Source organism: Providencia sp. PROV209, assembly GCF_028479485.1.
In the GTDB taxonomy this organism is placed as follows: domain Bacteria; phylum Pseudomonadota; class Gammaproteobacteria; order Enterobacterales; family Enterobacteriaceae; genus Providencia; species Providencia alcalifaciens.
The window spans coordinates 158153-171625 of sequence record NZ_JAMPNR010000012.1 but is presented as its reverse complement, the minus strand read 5'-3'; the positions used below and the strand labels follow the sequence as shown (position 1 = coordinate 171625).

Here is a 13473-nt window from a genome sequence, read left to right as displayed (position 1 = left end):
ATGGTCAGCTTGTTGCAAGTCCGAGATTTAATCGCTCTCTATGGGCAAGCTGACATCGCACTGCTCAGTTCTCAATTGAATGCACCTACCGCACTGGTCAATGCCATGGCGGAAAAACTGGTCAGTATGGGAAAAATTGAAAAAGTCGATATCAGTGCCTGTTTAACCGGGACCAGCTGTAAAGGATGCCCTGAGAGTAATGATTGCTCTCATTTTGTGTATAAAATTAAATAATACGTTTATTTTATGTCATATTTAAAAAGCTCTGACGAATTTTGATATCTTCCATAAAATTCCTAATCCTTTTTTTATTCCATCCTTTTTTAAAAGTATTTTTACTTTCACTATTTAGAATAAAGATTGCTCTTCATTCATCATTCTATTTAGAAAAGGATATATATGAGAAACCAATCTCTATCAGTTTTTAGCAATCCATTTGTTAACCCTTTTAAATCAAAGCAAGCTACACATTCTGTTTCACCTCAAGCGTCAACTCAGAAACATATTGAAGAACGTTGTCTCTCGCGTAGTTTAACCAACATCTTTTTAATTAATGAAGCCAAAAATTTACCCATCAATTTTGTTGCTGAAAACCAAAGCTTATCGAGTTTACCCTCATATGATGAGGCCTGCTCTAGCCCATTACCGGGGTTGCCAACGTATAATGATTCGACCTATTTACCCACTTACCTAGAGCTAGAGTCCAATCCAATAGGCTCCGCTTACGACAAAACAAATAATTTATTACCTTCATACGATGAAACGCTTAATCAATTCTCTTCGTTAAAAAAAGAATCTCCTGCGTTCTTACAGACGATCACTAAAATCAAGGATCACTACTTATCGATTAAACATAACCAATATTTCTTTAAGATTAGCAAACCTGTAAAAGCTTATGGAAAAGAAGATGCAATAAAGTTGATCAATAAGCATCGTCTTTCAGAAGAAAAAAATAAACACATTCCTAACGACCAAAATGTTCCTTTTAAAAAATATAATAAACAGGTTCATGACCTTGCTATTAAATATTTTAAATATTTGAGTGATATAAACTATAAACAGACATTTAAAGATCAAGAAATTAATCAGTATCCTGCTTTGCAGAATTTATCTGCTGAATTTGCGGGTAAATTGCAAGCAACCCATAAAATTAGTCAAAAAACCACGAACCACCTACTGCAAGCGGCCCATGAAACTATCATCAATCAGGGGTATAAAGACCTTGCGCAACAAATGAAGCGTCACGGTTTAGTGACTGAAACACAGCAAGAAGAGATTTACCTACCTCAAATTGAGACGTTAAATAACCTGAAATCGACTCTTCAGCAACGTATTGCCAATGATAACTCTGCTATTTTCATGCAATTCATCCTGGGGCAAGAGTCCCGTGCGGCTAGCATTCAATCTGCTGCCGGCATGGATCAAAAGATATACAGGCTCGTCAATGGTGATCATAGCATTTCACAATTTAATACATTTGAACAATTTTTCAGTGCCCTAGAAAACATCATCTACACCAACAACATAAATAATGGTTTGTCGCCGGATCGCGTTGTATTCCAGCAATATCGCCAGCAAGGTGGGGCTGTCAATATTCTTGATTCTTGATTCTGTCTCGATAATAGGTTGTGTTGTTTAAGCAACCTATTCATCTCTATCCTTATCCACAAATTCAAAGTTTCTCCTATTTATCATTCCCACAATATTTTTAAGACTCACTTTGCTCAACAATTCATCATAATGCCCCCTTACTTCACCTGAATATTCGCGCTAATCGTAAGGAGCATCTCTATGTTAATGTCCTCAATACCATTCCAACAAAATACATTAATACATGATACGAATAGTCAAAAAGTTATAAAAAATTATTATTCTAATAATCAGAAGCTTATTGAGTCTGCAACCCATTCACTCTCGAGAGGATTAACCAGCGTTTTTTTAATCAATGAAGTCAAGAATGCAGGGGCTACCTTTATGAATTTACTAATGAAAGCCCAGACTCTCTCTCATGTAACCCAGCAAGCAAATGCTCAGTTATCACAAGATGAATATACTGATAATAAAATTTTTATTAAGAAGGTTTTCCGTGAATGCCTTACTGAAGTGCTTCAATTCCAAGATTTTTATACTCCGCTAAAGTTTTATAAACAGTATGCTGAATTGAGTAGTGACATTGACTTACAAGGAAGTAAAAATGTGCTCAAAAAAATCTCTGAACACCAGCAACAAGAAGAGAAAAATCCTCGTATAAGTACACATAACACTTATCATTTTAAGCATTACAATCAACAAGTTCATGAACTAGCAAAACATTACTACCAAGGGATTAGTGATGGCATATATAAATACACAAATGAAAGTGATAAATTCCGCAACGATAATGAATTTAAAGCCTTAGAAAATGATTTTACTGATCATACCAAACTTAAAGCACTCGTCGAGCAGCCAACTAACGAGCTAGTAAACCGCTTTCTTACCGCTGCGCACGCTGAAAAGTGTAACCAAGAATTTGGTAATTTTGATCATTTATTAGGGATGCAAGGTTTAATTCCGAATCCTACTGAAAATAGCACCCATTTACCTCAGCAAAAAACACTCCCTCAGCTGAAAGCTGATTTGCAGCAATATAGTACTCCCGCAGAAGCATCCTCTACTTATTTACAGTTGCTATTTTCAGATGACACATTAGCCGTCAGCATTCAGCCGAATTCTTCAGGTTCACGCATGAGTTATAAGATTTTCGATCCCAATAAAAACCTTCAGCAATTCGATGACTTCGCTGGATTCATGCAAGAATTAGCCACTAAAATTGCACAATATAACCATAAAAATAACCAGCCCAGTGGCTTGGTCTATGTGAAAAAATTTCACCCGCAAGTCAATGATGACACCTTAGTGGGGTCTTATCTATCTGTGTAAATTACACTGTCTTTTTCATCCAGAAAACAATTAGATAAGTGATTTATTACTTATCTAATTGTGTGAAAAACTCGATTAAGTATTCTGAAAATTCATCGGGATGAGAAACAAATGGTGCATGAGCACAATGGCGCATCACAATGGATGATGAATGGGGATAAAGCGCATCTAATTTAGAGACAATTTTACGCGGAACTAAACCGTCTAAATAACCGTAAATACGTAGGAAAGGAACGGTTAAATGAGTCAGCTCTTCACGTAAATCCTCGGTACGCAAAGATTCTAATCCCATATTTAATACTTCAACCGTTGGCATCGGTAACGCTAGCACAACCGATTTAAGCGTACGAGCATCTTCGCGGGCGCTTTCTGTCCCTAATGTCTGTAGTGCTAAAAAACGCTCAACGGTACGTTGAAAATTCTCAGAAAGCATCTTCTCAAAATTAAGTAATACCTCAGGCTTAATACCCTGCCATTCCTCATGAGCCCCAAAACAAGGTGATGACGCCACGGTAATTAGCGCTTTTACTTCATCAGAGTGATCAAGCGCAATACGACTTGCCACTAATCCGCCCAAAGACCACCCTAGCCAAATTGCATTTTTAGGCGCTTGCTCCCATAAAATATCTGCCATTGACTGAACTGACATTGGCGAAAAATCTCGACTACGACCATAACCAGGCAAATCAACTAAATGGATGCGAAATTGCGAAGCGACTCGCGGAATAATGGTTTGCCAAACCTCTGCGTTCAATCCCCATCCGTGCAGTAACACAATATCTTGTTTTCCTTCACCAACCGTCTGCCAATATAGCGTCGCCATGATTACACTCTCTTTCCTGTCAATTTCATTATCATTTTTCATCTAGGATCTGCCTATGCTAGCAATGGAAGGGGTCTGTTGGCTATGCCAGCAGGAATTAAAAGTTCCTCGGCAAGGAATATGCAGTTTTTGTACGAAAAACTTACCGCCAATGCCACGAGTTTGCCCACAATGTGCTCTAACCAGTGAATATATTGACGCTTCTTGTGGACGCTGTTTGCTTCAACCGCCACCTTGGCAAAAGCTGATCACCGTCTCACCGTATCGCGCCCCATTACGCCAGCTTATCCATCAATACAAATTCCACCGTCAGCCTCAACTCGCTGTAGCACTGACCCGCCTATTCCTCATCCACTGGTTAAATGGGTATCGCCAACAAAAATGGAAAAAACCAGATAGGTTGATAACCATTCCCCCCCATCCACGGCGCTGCTGGCGTAGAGGGTTTGACCACATGGCACTAATGGGTAGTAATTTAGCCACATGGTTAAATATTGCCTATTCGCAAAATTCATTGCGCCGCTCTCGTGATACACTGGCGCAAGTTTCATTAACACGTAAACAGCGCCGCAATAATCTTAAAAAAGCGTTTGCCCTTGAAACTTCGGTTTCAGGTCTACACATAGCTATTATTGATGATGTGATTACAACTGGCGCCACCATGCATGCTGCTGCTCAATTGTTGATTTGTGCGGGAGCGCATACTGTTGACGCGTGGTCACTCTGTCGCACCTTGTAGGAAGGGTGTAAATGGGCGTATTATAACCAACTAAAGCAGTCAACTATTATTGAGCAAGAGATTATGATTAATATTACTGAAGCAGCACAGACTCACTTCGCCAAGTTATTGGAAAGCCAAGAGTCAGGAACCCAAATTCGAGTATTTGTCATTAACCCAGGTACACCAACCGCAGAGTGTGGTGTTTCTTATTGCCCTCCAGGTGCCGTAGAAGCAACTGATAAAGAGCTGAAGTTTGAAAAGCTCTCTGCTTATGTTGATGAAATTAGTGCACCGTTCCTAGAAGATGCAGAGATTGATTTCGTTACTGATCAACTAGGTTCGCAATTAACCTTAAAAGCACCTAACGCAAAAATGCGTAAAGTGTCTGATGATGCACCACTCATTGAACGTGTTGAATACGTTTTACAGTCACAGATTAACCCACAGTTAGCCAGCCATGGTGGTCGTGTATCATTAATGGAAATCACCGAAGAAGGTTTTGCTATCCTACAATTCGGTGGCGGCTGTAACGGTTGTTCTATGGTTGACGTAACACTGAAAGAAGGTATTGAAAAAGAGCTGCTGAAAATGTTCGAAGGTGAATTAAAAGGTGTTAAAGACCTGACTGAGCACCAACGCGGCGAGCACTCTTTCTACTAAGACTTTCGACTTATTTTCAGGGCATCCACGGTATATCCGTGGGTGCTTTTTCATGATATTCCCCCTAATTTTCCGGTATTTTATGGACCATTTTGAGACACTAACACCTGAACAAGCTTACCAACACTGGTTAGATGGCACCGCCATTCTTGTCGATGTTCGCGATCCCCAAAGTTTTCGTGCTGGTCATGCAACAGGTGCTTACCACTTAACCAACGAATCGCTTCACCCATTCTTAGAAAAAACAGATTACGAACAGACCATTATGGTAATGTGCTACCACGGTCACAGCAGCCAAGGCGCTGCACAATATTTAATTAATCTCGGTTTTGAATCTGTATACAGTATTAATGGCGGATTTGAAGCATGGTCACGGGAATACCCCCAAGCCATTACGGCGCTCTAAACGAGACAACGTATTTATGATCCACATTATCTCTTTTGAAAATCCACGGATGGCTCAAGCGTTTGTTGACTATATGGCAGGACAAAATATCCAACTACAAGTCCATCCTTCCAACGACCAACAACATTATGAATTATGGCTCAACGACGAGCAGCATACTGAACAGGTACGCCAAGAACTCGAAGCCTTTTTACGCAATCCAAATGATCCTCGTTATCTTGAAGCAAGCTGGCAAACGGGGCGTACTGATGCTCAATTTCAGTATCGAAACTACCTGACATTTGGCTATTTAAAACAGCAATCGGGTCCTTTAACCATTGCCGTTATTTTGCTCTCCATAGCCGTTTATTTGTGGGTCACCCTGACAGATCCCCGTGAAGTTCTATACTATTTAGGTTGGCCTATTGGCGATCAGCAAAGTGAACTATGGCGCTGGATCAGCCCCGCTTTTGTTCATTTTTCTATTTCGCATATTGGTTTCAACCTTGCGCTCTGGTGGTTTCTTGCTGGGCAAGTTGAGAAAAAAATGGGAACAGGAAAACTGTTCACTATTTTATTAGTCTCCGCATTATTCAGTAACTGGGGTCAATCCCTCTTCAGTGAGAATAACTTTGGTGGTTTATCGGGTGTCGTTTATGCGCTGGTTAGCTATGTTTGGGTGACTGGCGAACGCCGCCCAGAAATCGGTATCGGCATCCCTCGTGGGCTCATGATATTCTCGATTATCTGGCTATTCTTCGGTTACTTTGACCTCTTAGGTATGGACATTGCTAATGCCGCACATACTTCAGGGTTAATTATCGGATTATTGATGGGAATATGGGATAATAGGCTTAGTTTTAAACACCAAGGTTCCAAATAGAACATTTTATAATTAGAGGCTAATGCTGTGAAACAAACCCAGAGACATGATGCAATTGTTGAGCTTGTGCGTCTTCAGGGATATGTCAGTACTGAAGAACTTGTCGAGCAGTTTGAGGTTAGCCCTCAAACTATCCGCCGAGACCTCAATGAGCTTGCTGAACAGAATAAGATCCTACGACACCATGGTGGCGCAGCCTTGCCTTCAAGTTCCGTCAATACCGCCTATAATGACCGCAAAACGATGTGGTCTGAAGAAAAAGCGCGTATTGCCCAGCGCGTGGCAAGCCAAATTCCTGACGGCGCCACCTTGTTTATTGATATCGGTACCACCCCTGAAGCCGTCGCCCACGCATTGGTTAACCATAAAAACCTACGCGTCGTCACGAATAACCTAAACGTGGCAACCTTACTGATGGCAAAAGAGGACTTTCGTTTGATCTTAGCAGGGGGAGAAGTGCGCTCCCGTGATGGCGGTATTGTCGGCGAAGCAACCCTCGATTTTATCTCTCAGTTCAGACTGGACTACGGTATTCTAGGGATCAGCGGGATTGATATGGACGGCTCACTGCTGGAGTTTGATTATCATGAAGTGCGCACCAAACGCGCAATTATTGAAAACTCCCGTCATGTTATGTTGGTCACCGATCATTCTAAGTTTGGTCGTAATGCGATGGTAAATTTAGGTAACATGAACTTAATCAATACGTTATTTACCACTCAATCTCCTCCAGCTAGCATTCTGAAAGTTATCGAACAACATAACGTTCAATTAGAACTCTGCTAAAGCACGATTTGTGACTTCCAATGATGGTAGCCAGCCTGCCATCATCTCTTCTTTTTTCCTTTCTTTTCATCCTCTTGTCATCACCTTGTCATATTACCAACTTATTAAACAGATTAAATTTATACACAAAATGTTATTAGCATCACGCGGTTGTTATTTTTATGGATTACAGGTTGGCATACGTACAAAATTTGATTACAATCAAATGAGCGAAAACGAACATTATAGAAAATGGTTCGAACATCTCAGGGGGATGCATGGAAACGAAAGACTTGATTGTAATTGGCGGCGGAATCAACGGCGCTGGTATTGCGGCAGATGCCGCGGGGCGTGGATTATCTGTACTGCTGCTTGAATCTCAAGACTTAGCGAGTGCAACTTCATCTGCAAGTTCGAAACTGATCCACGGTGGATTACGTTACCTCGAACATTATGAGTTTAGACTCGTTAGTGAAGCGCTTGCTGAGCGTGAAGTCTTGTTACGACTGGCGCCACACATCGCATTCCCAATGCGCTTCCGTCTACCTCACCAACCACATTTACGCCCAGCTTGGATGATCCGTATTGGTCTGTTCCTATATGATCATTTAGGCAAACGCGTTAGCTTACCAAGTAGCAAAAGTTTAAAGTTCAACCAAAATTCTGTGCTTAAACCAGAATTAACCAAAGGTTTCGAATACTCAGATTGCTGGGTTGATGATGCGCGTTTGGTGGTATTGAACGCTCAAGAAGTGGTACGTAAAAACGGTGAAGTTCGCACTCGCACCAAAGTGACCCGCGCATATCGCGAAAATGGTCTATGGATTGTTGAAGCGCAAGACTTACGTACTGGCGAAACGCATACTTGGAAAGCCAAAGGACTGGTCAACGCAACGGGTCCTTGGGTAAAAGAGTTCTTCGATGACGGCTTAAAACTGAAATCCCCTTATGGTATTCGTCTGATCAAAGGCAGCCATATTGTGGTTCCACGCGCCCACGATGAACCGCAAGCGTACATTTTACAAAACGAAGATAACCGAATTGTCTTCGTGATCCCTTGGATGGATGAGTTCTCCATTATCGGTACCACCGATGTTGAGTACAAAGGGGATCCAAAAGATGTAAAAATTGACGAAAACGAAGTCAATTATCTGCTGAAAGTGTATAACGACCACTTCAAAAAACAGCTGACCAAACAAGATATTGTGTGGGATTACTCCGGTGTTCGCCCTCTGTGTGATGACGAATCAGATTCTCCACAAGCAATCACTCGTGACTACACTTTAGATATTCACGATGAAGATGGTAAAGCCCCATTACTGTCAGTATTTGGTGGTAAATTAACCACTTATCGTAAACTGGCTGAAGCCGCTGTGGGTAAATTAGCGACATATTATCCACATGCGACAGGTCCTTGGACCAAAAATGGTCAATTACCCGGTGGTGACATCGAAGGTTGTGACCGTGATGGTTATGCACGCGTATTAACTCAACATTACCCTTGGCTTCCGGAAGGTCTAGCACTGCGTTACGCAAGAACATACGGCAGCAACAGTAAGCTGATTTTAGCAGGCGCAAACTCACTGTCAGATTTAGGCGAAGCTTTCGGTGCAAACGTCTATGAAGCTGAATTACGTTACTTAGTCGAAAATGAGTGGGTTGTAGAATTAGACGATGCGATTTGGCGTCGTACCAAATTGGGCATGTGGCTGAACGACGCTGAAAAACAGCGCATTGCACAATGGCTGGCAGAGCACACTAAAGTGGCTGTGACCGCATAATCTCGCAAGAGATACGCAGTAAGATAGAATCGTAAAAAACTCGTTGTTGTACCAAAAGCGCCTATCTGTGCCCACAGACTGGCGCTTTTACCTTCTGCTCTCCTGCAACTTATTCGCCTTGCTTCCGTCTCATAATTCTGTTTATAATTCATTCGCAATTTTGCCCCTTTCTAAAGTGAGTCTTTCCGACGATGAACTAAGTCCTGCCAGAAAATATCTACGATGCCTTATTGAAGGTCATTATTTTCTGTTCTTGGCAGACACAAGTTCTCATTTTTTCCTTTGCGAAAGATAACATTCCGTTGTCTGCCCTCTCTATTTGGAGGTCTCTATGACAATGCCCAACGCAACACTCGCTTGTCACTTTTCGCAATTAACCATTGAATTTCACCAGTCGGCTCTCTTTCCACCGCTAACCGGTAGCTTGTTTCGTCAAAAAAATGCGCTAATCGGTCCCAATGGTCGGGGAAAATCTGTGTTGATGCGGTTACTTGTCTCACAGTTAACACCAACTCATGGAAAAATTGATTGGCATATGCCAATTATCCATGTGGATCAACTCAACCGCTTAACAGGCGATACCATTGCTCAATCGCTCGGAATTGATGCACTTTGGCAAGCCTTTTCGCGCATTGAACAGGGAAATGGCACAGCCATGGATTTTGATCTGACGGAAGATAACTGGCACCTTCCTACCACATGGAAAATGTTATTAGAATCTGCGCAGTTAATGACATCCATGGATACCCCTATCGAGCAACTAAGCGGCGGAGAAAGGACACGGTTGGCTCTGTGCCGTGCCTTTTTACATCCTGACCACTTCCTTCTATTGGATGAACCTGATAACCATCTAGACCAAGAAGGACGTCGATGGCTAAGCGATAAACTTGACCAACATAAAGCGGGCTGCTTAGTCATCAGTCATAACCGTCAGTTGCTCGAAGAGATGGACGCTATGTTTGAACTGACCGATAAAGGTTTAGTGGGATACGGTGGAAATTACACACTCTATGACGCACAAAAAACTTTTGCTATCAATGCCATCGAGGCAGAAGGTGAACAACTGGATAAACAAATCCGCCAAGAGAAAAAGCAACAACAAGCGACGTTACAAAAAGCGGCACAGCGGCGAAAACAGGGCGAAAATATCCGCTATGGTGGCTCACAATCACTATTATTACTCGATATGCAAAAAAATCGCGCAGAGAAAAGACAATCCAACGTCGCAGAGCGCCATCAGCGGGTATTAGGAGAATTGCAACATCAGCGGCAGCAAAATCAAGATAAAGTGACTCATATTCAGCCTCAGAAAATGGTGCTAAATTACCAAAGTGAAAGTGGAAAAATACGTATTTTTGTTTCTCAACTAAAGCTCCCTTATGGGCATACTTCGCCTCTCTCTTTTACCGCATACAGCGGCGAGCATTGGCATATCCAAGGGCGTAACGGCTCAGGAAAATCAACGTTATTGAAAGTGTTAGCCGCTAAACAGCAGGCTCTATCGGGGGAGTATCGTATTAGTGGTGCCACCTGCTATTTAGACCAGCATTTGAATCTTTTGAATAAATTCTTACCCGTTGCCGAAGCGCTTTATCAGTATCAACCCGCAATTTCCATCGAACAGTGGCGCACACAGTTAGGTATGTTACGTATTCGTGGGGATAAATCTTTGCAGCCATTGAATCAATTAAGTGGCGGAGAGCAACTCAAAGCAACGATTCTTGCCCTCACTCATAGCCCTCATCCGCCCGCGGTTTTACTACTGGATGAGCCAGACAATCACTTAGATTTAGATTCAAAACAACTATTAGAAGCGTTATTGCGGGATTATCAAGGGACATTATTACTGGTTTCCCATGATGACGCTTTCGTCGCACAGTGCAATATTACCCATTGCCTACAACTCGATCATTAACGGTACGGGCTGTTTTCCACAGCCCAACGCTTAGCGTATGAAGGTATTTTTAACGCGGACTGACACCAAGAAATAGGGGATCCAAATCAAGCAATAGAAACTACCATTAAAGAGGCTCGTAATGTAGCTAAAGTCAATTTCAAGACCGAACGCAACCGGAAAAACAATCCGCGTGATGCCTAGAACGACCACATACAATATCATCGTAATGATAAATAACCACTTCGCCATCAATTTCCGTTTAAAGGCGGCGAACAATGAACCCATCATAAGCGCGATAATCACCACAAAACTGAGCTGTACGGTATAAAATGTTGAAGCAAACCCAGCCATATAAAAATCGGATGTTGGAGTGGTTGCCAATGACCAAGCGCCCTGAACTTGAATAACATCATTCACCATTATCTTGATCAGATTACCCAGCATATACAACTGACCAAGCAGAGGTAAAATCAGCCAACCCCCTATCCCTTGGCGATCTTTTTTATGTTCATTTTGCGCCTGTGCTGGCACTTGAGGCACCAATACTGGCTGGGTCGATGATGCATTCACATCCATAGTGACAACCTTTTTATTCTTTAAGTTCTTTGAGTTTTTCTTCAAGAAATTCTTTCAGTACCATGGCCTGATTATGTTGCGTATCTTTGGCGCTATATAACAGTGTGATATTGCCTTGTTGCGCTTTCTCTAGCAGATTATGCCATTCATCATTTTGCCGAAGCTCTTGCTGATATTGCGTTACAAACTGCGCAAACTGATCAGTATGTTGATGAAACCATTTGCGCAATTCATTGGAAGGTGCGACGGTTTTATCCCATTCATCACACTGTAAATCAACTTTTTTAATGCCGCGGGGCCACAGCCTATCCACTAAGATGCGATAACCGTCTTGGGGGCTACAAGGATCATAAACTCGTTTACAGTAAATCATCAGCATGCTCCATTTATTTGCAGTTCACTCACTAATTAACAAACGTATTGCGAACGCGCACAGAAACAAAGAAGTAAGGTACCCAGACTAAACAACCAAATACGCCTCTTAGGACTTCCCGTATATCAGAACTGTCCATTTCGAGATCTAAAAATTGATTGGCGAGCACTAAATCAGCAATAATCACTGCCAATGAAAAAATTTGGAAAAAGGCATACACCTTAATAATCAATTTTTTCTTCGTAAAAAAGAGATAACAAAGATACAGCACTGTGCCATAAATAATGGCATTACCAACGACTTCAAAGTACATCAATTCTTTAAATAACGGCACAAAGTTAGCAGACTCAGGTAACGTTAATTCACTCCAGTATTCAATCACATCTAGATTATGATTCCAGAGGATAAAGGGCATAAACAGTGCCGAAAAAATCACCCCAATAAACGGGAGGATCAGCCACCCACCTATCCCTTTTAGTTCAGGTTCAGATTTAGGCTTTGGCGTCGATACCTCATTATGATCATCTGCTTGCATCTTCACATCCTTGATTTAATTTTTGCAGTTAATCTGCCTGAGCAATAATTTGCTGAATTTTTATGGGCAGGCTAAATTAGCTCATGATTATCTGAATCGCTATTTTGCTAAGCTAACATACTATAACGGTTAAAAATGTAGCGACTGACGTTTTTTGTCAAAATTTAACCAAAAATGGGCATAAATCAGAAGAAGACGACTATGGTTCCAGCGCAACCCGTGACTATTTCACTGCCACCTTATTACCGTATTGATGATTTTTTTGCCTTTCATTTACGGGATCCGCAAAATATTGCCGAGATTGTTGAAAAAAACACCTTACGCAAAGGAATTATTTGGCAGGGACACGCGGCGCAAATTCGCCTGTCTATTGACGATAAGCAAGCCACATTACAGCTTGATGTCGATAGCGCAGAAACGCCTCCCACCCCAAACGAACTGCATCATTTAGCCATTCACCTACTGGGATTGAATCAACCCATTGAACAGTTTGAAGAGCAATACCTTACCCATCCAATACTTGGCAAGCTGATAGCGCCACAACGGGGCGTACGCGTGTATCAATCAGCGACTACGTTTGAAGCCTTAGTCTGGGCGATTATCGGTCAACAAATCAGCGTCCTTGCTGCGATTGCGATTCGCCGACGTTTTATTCAAGCTGTGGGTCAACAACATTCATCGGGTATTTGGTGCTTTCCTACCGCTGAATCCGTCATGAATGTTGACGATGAAATGTTACGACAATCTGGATTTTCTCTTGGCAAAATCATCGCATTACGTGGTCTGTGTGACGCCATTCAAGCAGGAAAACTAGATTTAGAGAGTGCCGTCACACCGGATAACGTCAATGACGTGACGGCACAGTTACTGGCAATTAAAGGTATTGGACCTTGGACTGTGAGCTATGGGCTACTTCGCGGATTTAATTATCTTGATGGCTCACTGCATGGTGATGTTGCCGTTCGCCGCAATTTACAAACATTGTTAGCTCAAGATACACAACCTTCAGCAAAAGAGACCCAAGAATGGTTAACTCAATTTACCCCATGGCGAGCACTCGTCGCCGCACATCTTTGGCGTAGCCAATCTGCTGCGGGTTATTAAACAAAAACCCCAATCCGGCACTCCGGATTGGGGTTCTGAGATAAAGCGATT

15 protein-coding genes are annotated in these 13473 nt (G+C 42.0%); 11 read left to right on the top strand and 4 right to left on the bottom strand.

All coding sequences use genetic code 11. From position 1 onward, the window contains the following. The 3 genes from PR795_RS09185 to PR795_RS09175 all read left to right on the top strand — a co-directional run bounded on the left by PR795_RS09185 (position 1) and on the right by PR795_RS09175 (position 2919). Positions 1 to 234: a FeoC-like transcriptional regulator gene (locus PR795_RS09185; RefSeq protein WP_006659659.1), complete on the top strand. Its 234-nt coding sequence runs from the start codon at positions 1 to 3 to the stop codon at positions 232 to 234. Between the two features lie 165 nt (positions 235 to 399). Beyond that, positions 400 to 1608 (top strand): hypothetical protein, encoded by a 1209-nt coding sequence (locus PR795_RS09180; RefSeq protein ID WP_272516813.1) that lies wholly within the window; start codon positions 400 to 402, stop codon positions 1606 to 1608. A 183-nt stretch (positions 1609 to 1791) separates the two neighbouring features. Continuing rightward, positions 1792 to 2919 (top strand): hypothetical protein, encoded by a 1128-nt coding sequence (locus PR795_RS09175; RefSeq protein ID WP_036966444.1) that lies wholly within the window; start codon positions 1792 to 1794, stop codon positions 2917 to 2919. Between the two features lie 46 nt (positions 2920 to 2965). Here PR795_RS09175 and bioH read toward each other — a convergent pair whose 3' ends face one another. Continuing rightward, positions 2966 to 3742 carry a pimeloyl-ACP methyl ester esterase BioH gene (gene bioH, locus PR795_RS09170; protein WP_006663104.1) on the bottom strand — a complete coding sequence of 259 codons (777 nt, stop codon included), beginning with the start codon at positions 3740 to 3742 and terminating at the stop codon, positions 2966 to 2968. A 55-nt stretch (positions 3743 to 3797) separates the two neighbouring features. On the opposite strand from bioH, the gene PR795_RS09165 reads away from it, so the two are divergent. The 7 genes from PR795_RS09165 (at position 3798) to PR795_RS09135 (ending at position 10852) form a co-directional block, all read left to right on the top strand. Then, positions 3798 to 4481 carry a phosphoribosyltransferase family protein gene (locus PR795_RS09165; RefSeq protein ID WP_006659663.1) on the top strand — a complete coding sequence of 228 codons (684 nt, stop codon included), beginning with the start codon at positions 3798 to 3800 and terminating at the stop codon, positions 4479 to 4481. Between the two features lie 63 nt (positions 4482 to 4544). Continuing rightward, positions 4545 to 5123 (top strand): Fe-S biogenesis protein NfuA, encoded by a 579-nt coding sequence (gene nfuA / locus PR795_RS09160; protein ID WP_006659664.1) that lies wholly within the window; start codon positions 4545 to 4547, stop codon positions 5121 to 5123. 82 nt (positions 5124 to 5205) lie between these two features. After that, complete coding sequence (gene glpE / locus PR795_RS09155; RefSeq protein ID WP_006663106.1) at positions 5206 to 5529, top strand: thiosulfate sulfurtransferase GlpE; 324 nt, start codon at positions 5206 to 5208, stop codon at positions 5527 to 5529. A gap of 16 nt (positions 5530 to 5545) precedes the next feature. Further along, the gene (gene glpG / locus PR795_RS09150; protein WP_006659666.1) at positions 5546 to 6391 is read left to right on the top strand and encodes a rhomboid family intramembrane serine protease GlpG; all 846 of its coding nucleotides are present in this window, start codon (positions 5546 to 5548) and stop codon (positions 6389 to 6391) included. Between the two features lie 27 nt (positions 6392 to 6418). Further along, positions 6419 to 7177: a DeoR/GlpR family transcriptional regulator gene (locus PR795_RS09145; RefSeq protein ID WP_006659667.1), complete on the top strand. Its 759-nt coding sequence runs from the start codon at positions 6419 to 6421 to the stop codon at positions 7175 to 7177. A gap of 257 nt (positions 7178 to 7434) precedes the next feature. Further along, positions 7435 to 8937, top strand: a complete 1503-nt coding sequence (gene glpD / locus PR795_RS09140) for a glycerol-3-phosphate dehydrogenase (RefSeq protein ID WP_036959615.1) — start codon at positions 7435 to 7437, stop codon at positions 8935 to 8937. 331 nt (positions 8938 to 9268) lie between these two features. After that, positions 9269 to 10852: an ATP-binding cassette domain-containing protein gene (locus PR795_RS09135; RefSeq protein WP_006663108.1), complete on the top strand. Its 1584-nt coding sequence runs from the start codon at positions 9269 to 9271 to the stop codon at positions 10850 to 10852. Positions 10853 to 10882: 30 nt separating this feature from the next. Here PR795_RS09135 and PR795_RS09130 read toward each other — a convergent pair whose 3' ends face one another. Genes PR795_RS09130 through PR795_RS09120 form a run of 3 tightly spaced genes read right to left on the bottom strand, consistent with a single transcriptional unit; the run spans position 10883 to position 12318 of the window. Then, entirely contained in the window at positions 10883 to 11410 is a 528-nt protein-coding gene (locus PR795_RS09130; RefSeq protein WP_036974162.1) for a DUF2569 family protein, read from the bottom strand. 13 nt (positions 11411 to 11423) lie between these two features. After that, the gene (locus tag PR795_RS09125; RefSeq protein ID WP_006663110.1) at positions 11424 to 11783 is read right to left on the bottom strand and encodes a DUF488 domain-containing protein; all 360 of its coding nucleotides are present in this window, start codon (positions 11781 to 11783) and stop codon (positions 11424 to 11426) included. Positions 11784 to 11814: 31 nt separating this feature from the next. Further along, entirely contained in the window at positions 11815 to 12318 is a 504-nt protein-coding gene (locus PR795_RS09120) for a DUF2569 domain-containing protein (RefSeq protein ID WP_006659672.1), read from the bottom strand. Between the two features lie 201 nt (positions 12319 to 12519). On the opposite strand from PR795_RS09120, the gene PR795_RS09115 reads away from it, so the two are divergent. Next, positions 12520 to 13422 (top strand): DNA-3-methyladenine glycosylase family protein, encoded by a 903-nt coding sequence (locus PR795_RS09115; protein WP_272516812.1) that lies wholly within the window; start codon positions 12520 to 12522, stop codon positions 13420 to 13422. Positions 13423 to 13473 lie beyond the last annotated feature (51 nt).

Excerpts from the sequence above, each read along its gene's own strand:
- PR795_RS09125 (WP_006663110.1), bottom strand. The coding sequence starts at position 11,783 with ATGATTTACTGTAAACGAGTTTATGATCCTTGTAGCCCCCAAGACGGT.
- PR795_RS09115 (WP_272516812.1), top strand. The coding sequence starts at position 12,520 with ATGGTTCCAGCGCAACCCGTGACTATTTCACTGCCACCTTATTACCGT.
- PR795_RS09130 (WP_036974162.1), bottom strand. The coding sequence starts at position 11,410 with ATGGATGTGAATGCATCATCGACCCAGCCAGTATTGGTGCCTCAAGTG.
- glpE (WP_006663106.1), top strand. The coding sequence starts at position 5,206 with ATGGACCATTTTGAGACACTAACACCTGAACAAGCTTACCAACACTGG.
- PR795_RS09185 (WP_006659659.1), top strand. The coding sequence starts at position 1 with ATGGTCAGCTTGTTGCAAGTCCGAGATTTAATCGCTCTCTATGGGCAA.
- glpG (WP_006659666.1), top strand. The coding sequence starts at position 5,546 with ATGATCCACATTATCTCTTTTGAAAATCCACGGATGGCTCAAGCGTTT.
- PR795_RS09175 (WP_036966444.1), top strand. The coding sequence starts at position 1,792 with ATGTTAATGTCCTCAATACCATTCCAACAAAATACATTAATACATGAT.
- glpD (WP_036959615.1), top strand. The coding sequence starts at position 7,435 with ATGGAAACGAAAGACTTGATTGTAATTGGCGGCGGAATCAACGGCGCT.
- PR795_RS09120 (WP_006659672.1), bottom strand. The coding sequence starts at position 12,318 with ATGCAAGCAGATGATCATAATGAGGTATCGACGCCAAAGCCTAAATCT.
- nfuA (WP_006659664.1), top strand. The coding sequence starts at position 4,545 with ATGATTAATATTACTGAAGCAGCACAGACTCACTTCGCCAAGTTATTG.
- bioH (WP_006663104.1), bottom strand. The coding sequence starts at position 3,742 with ATGGCGACGCTATATTGGCAGACGGTTGGTGAAGGAAAACAAGATATT.
- PR795_RS09135 (WP_006663108.1), top strand. The coding sequence starts at position 9,269 with ATGACAATGCCCAACGCAACACTCGCTTGTCACTTTTCGCAATTAACC.
- PR795_RS09165 (WP_006659663.1), top strand. The coding sequence starts at position 3,798 with ATGCTAGCAATGGAAGGGGTCTGTTGGCTATGCCAGCAGGAATTAAAA.
- PR795_RS09180 (WP_272516813.1), top strand. The coding sequence starts at position 400 with ATGAGAAACCAATCTCTATCAGTTTTTAGCAATCCATTTGTTAACCCT.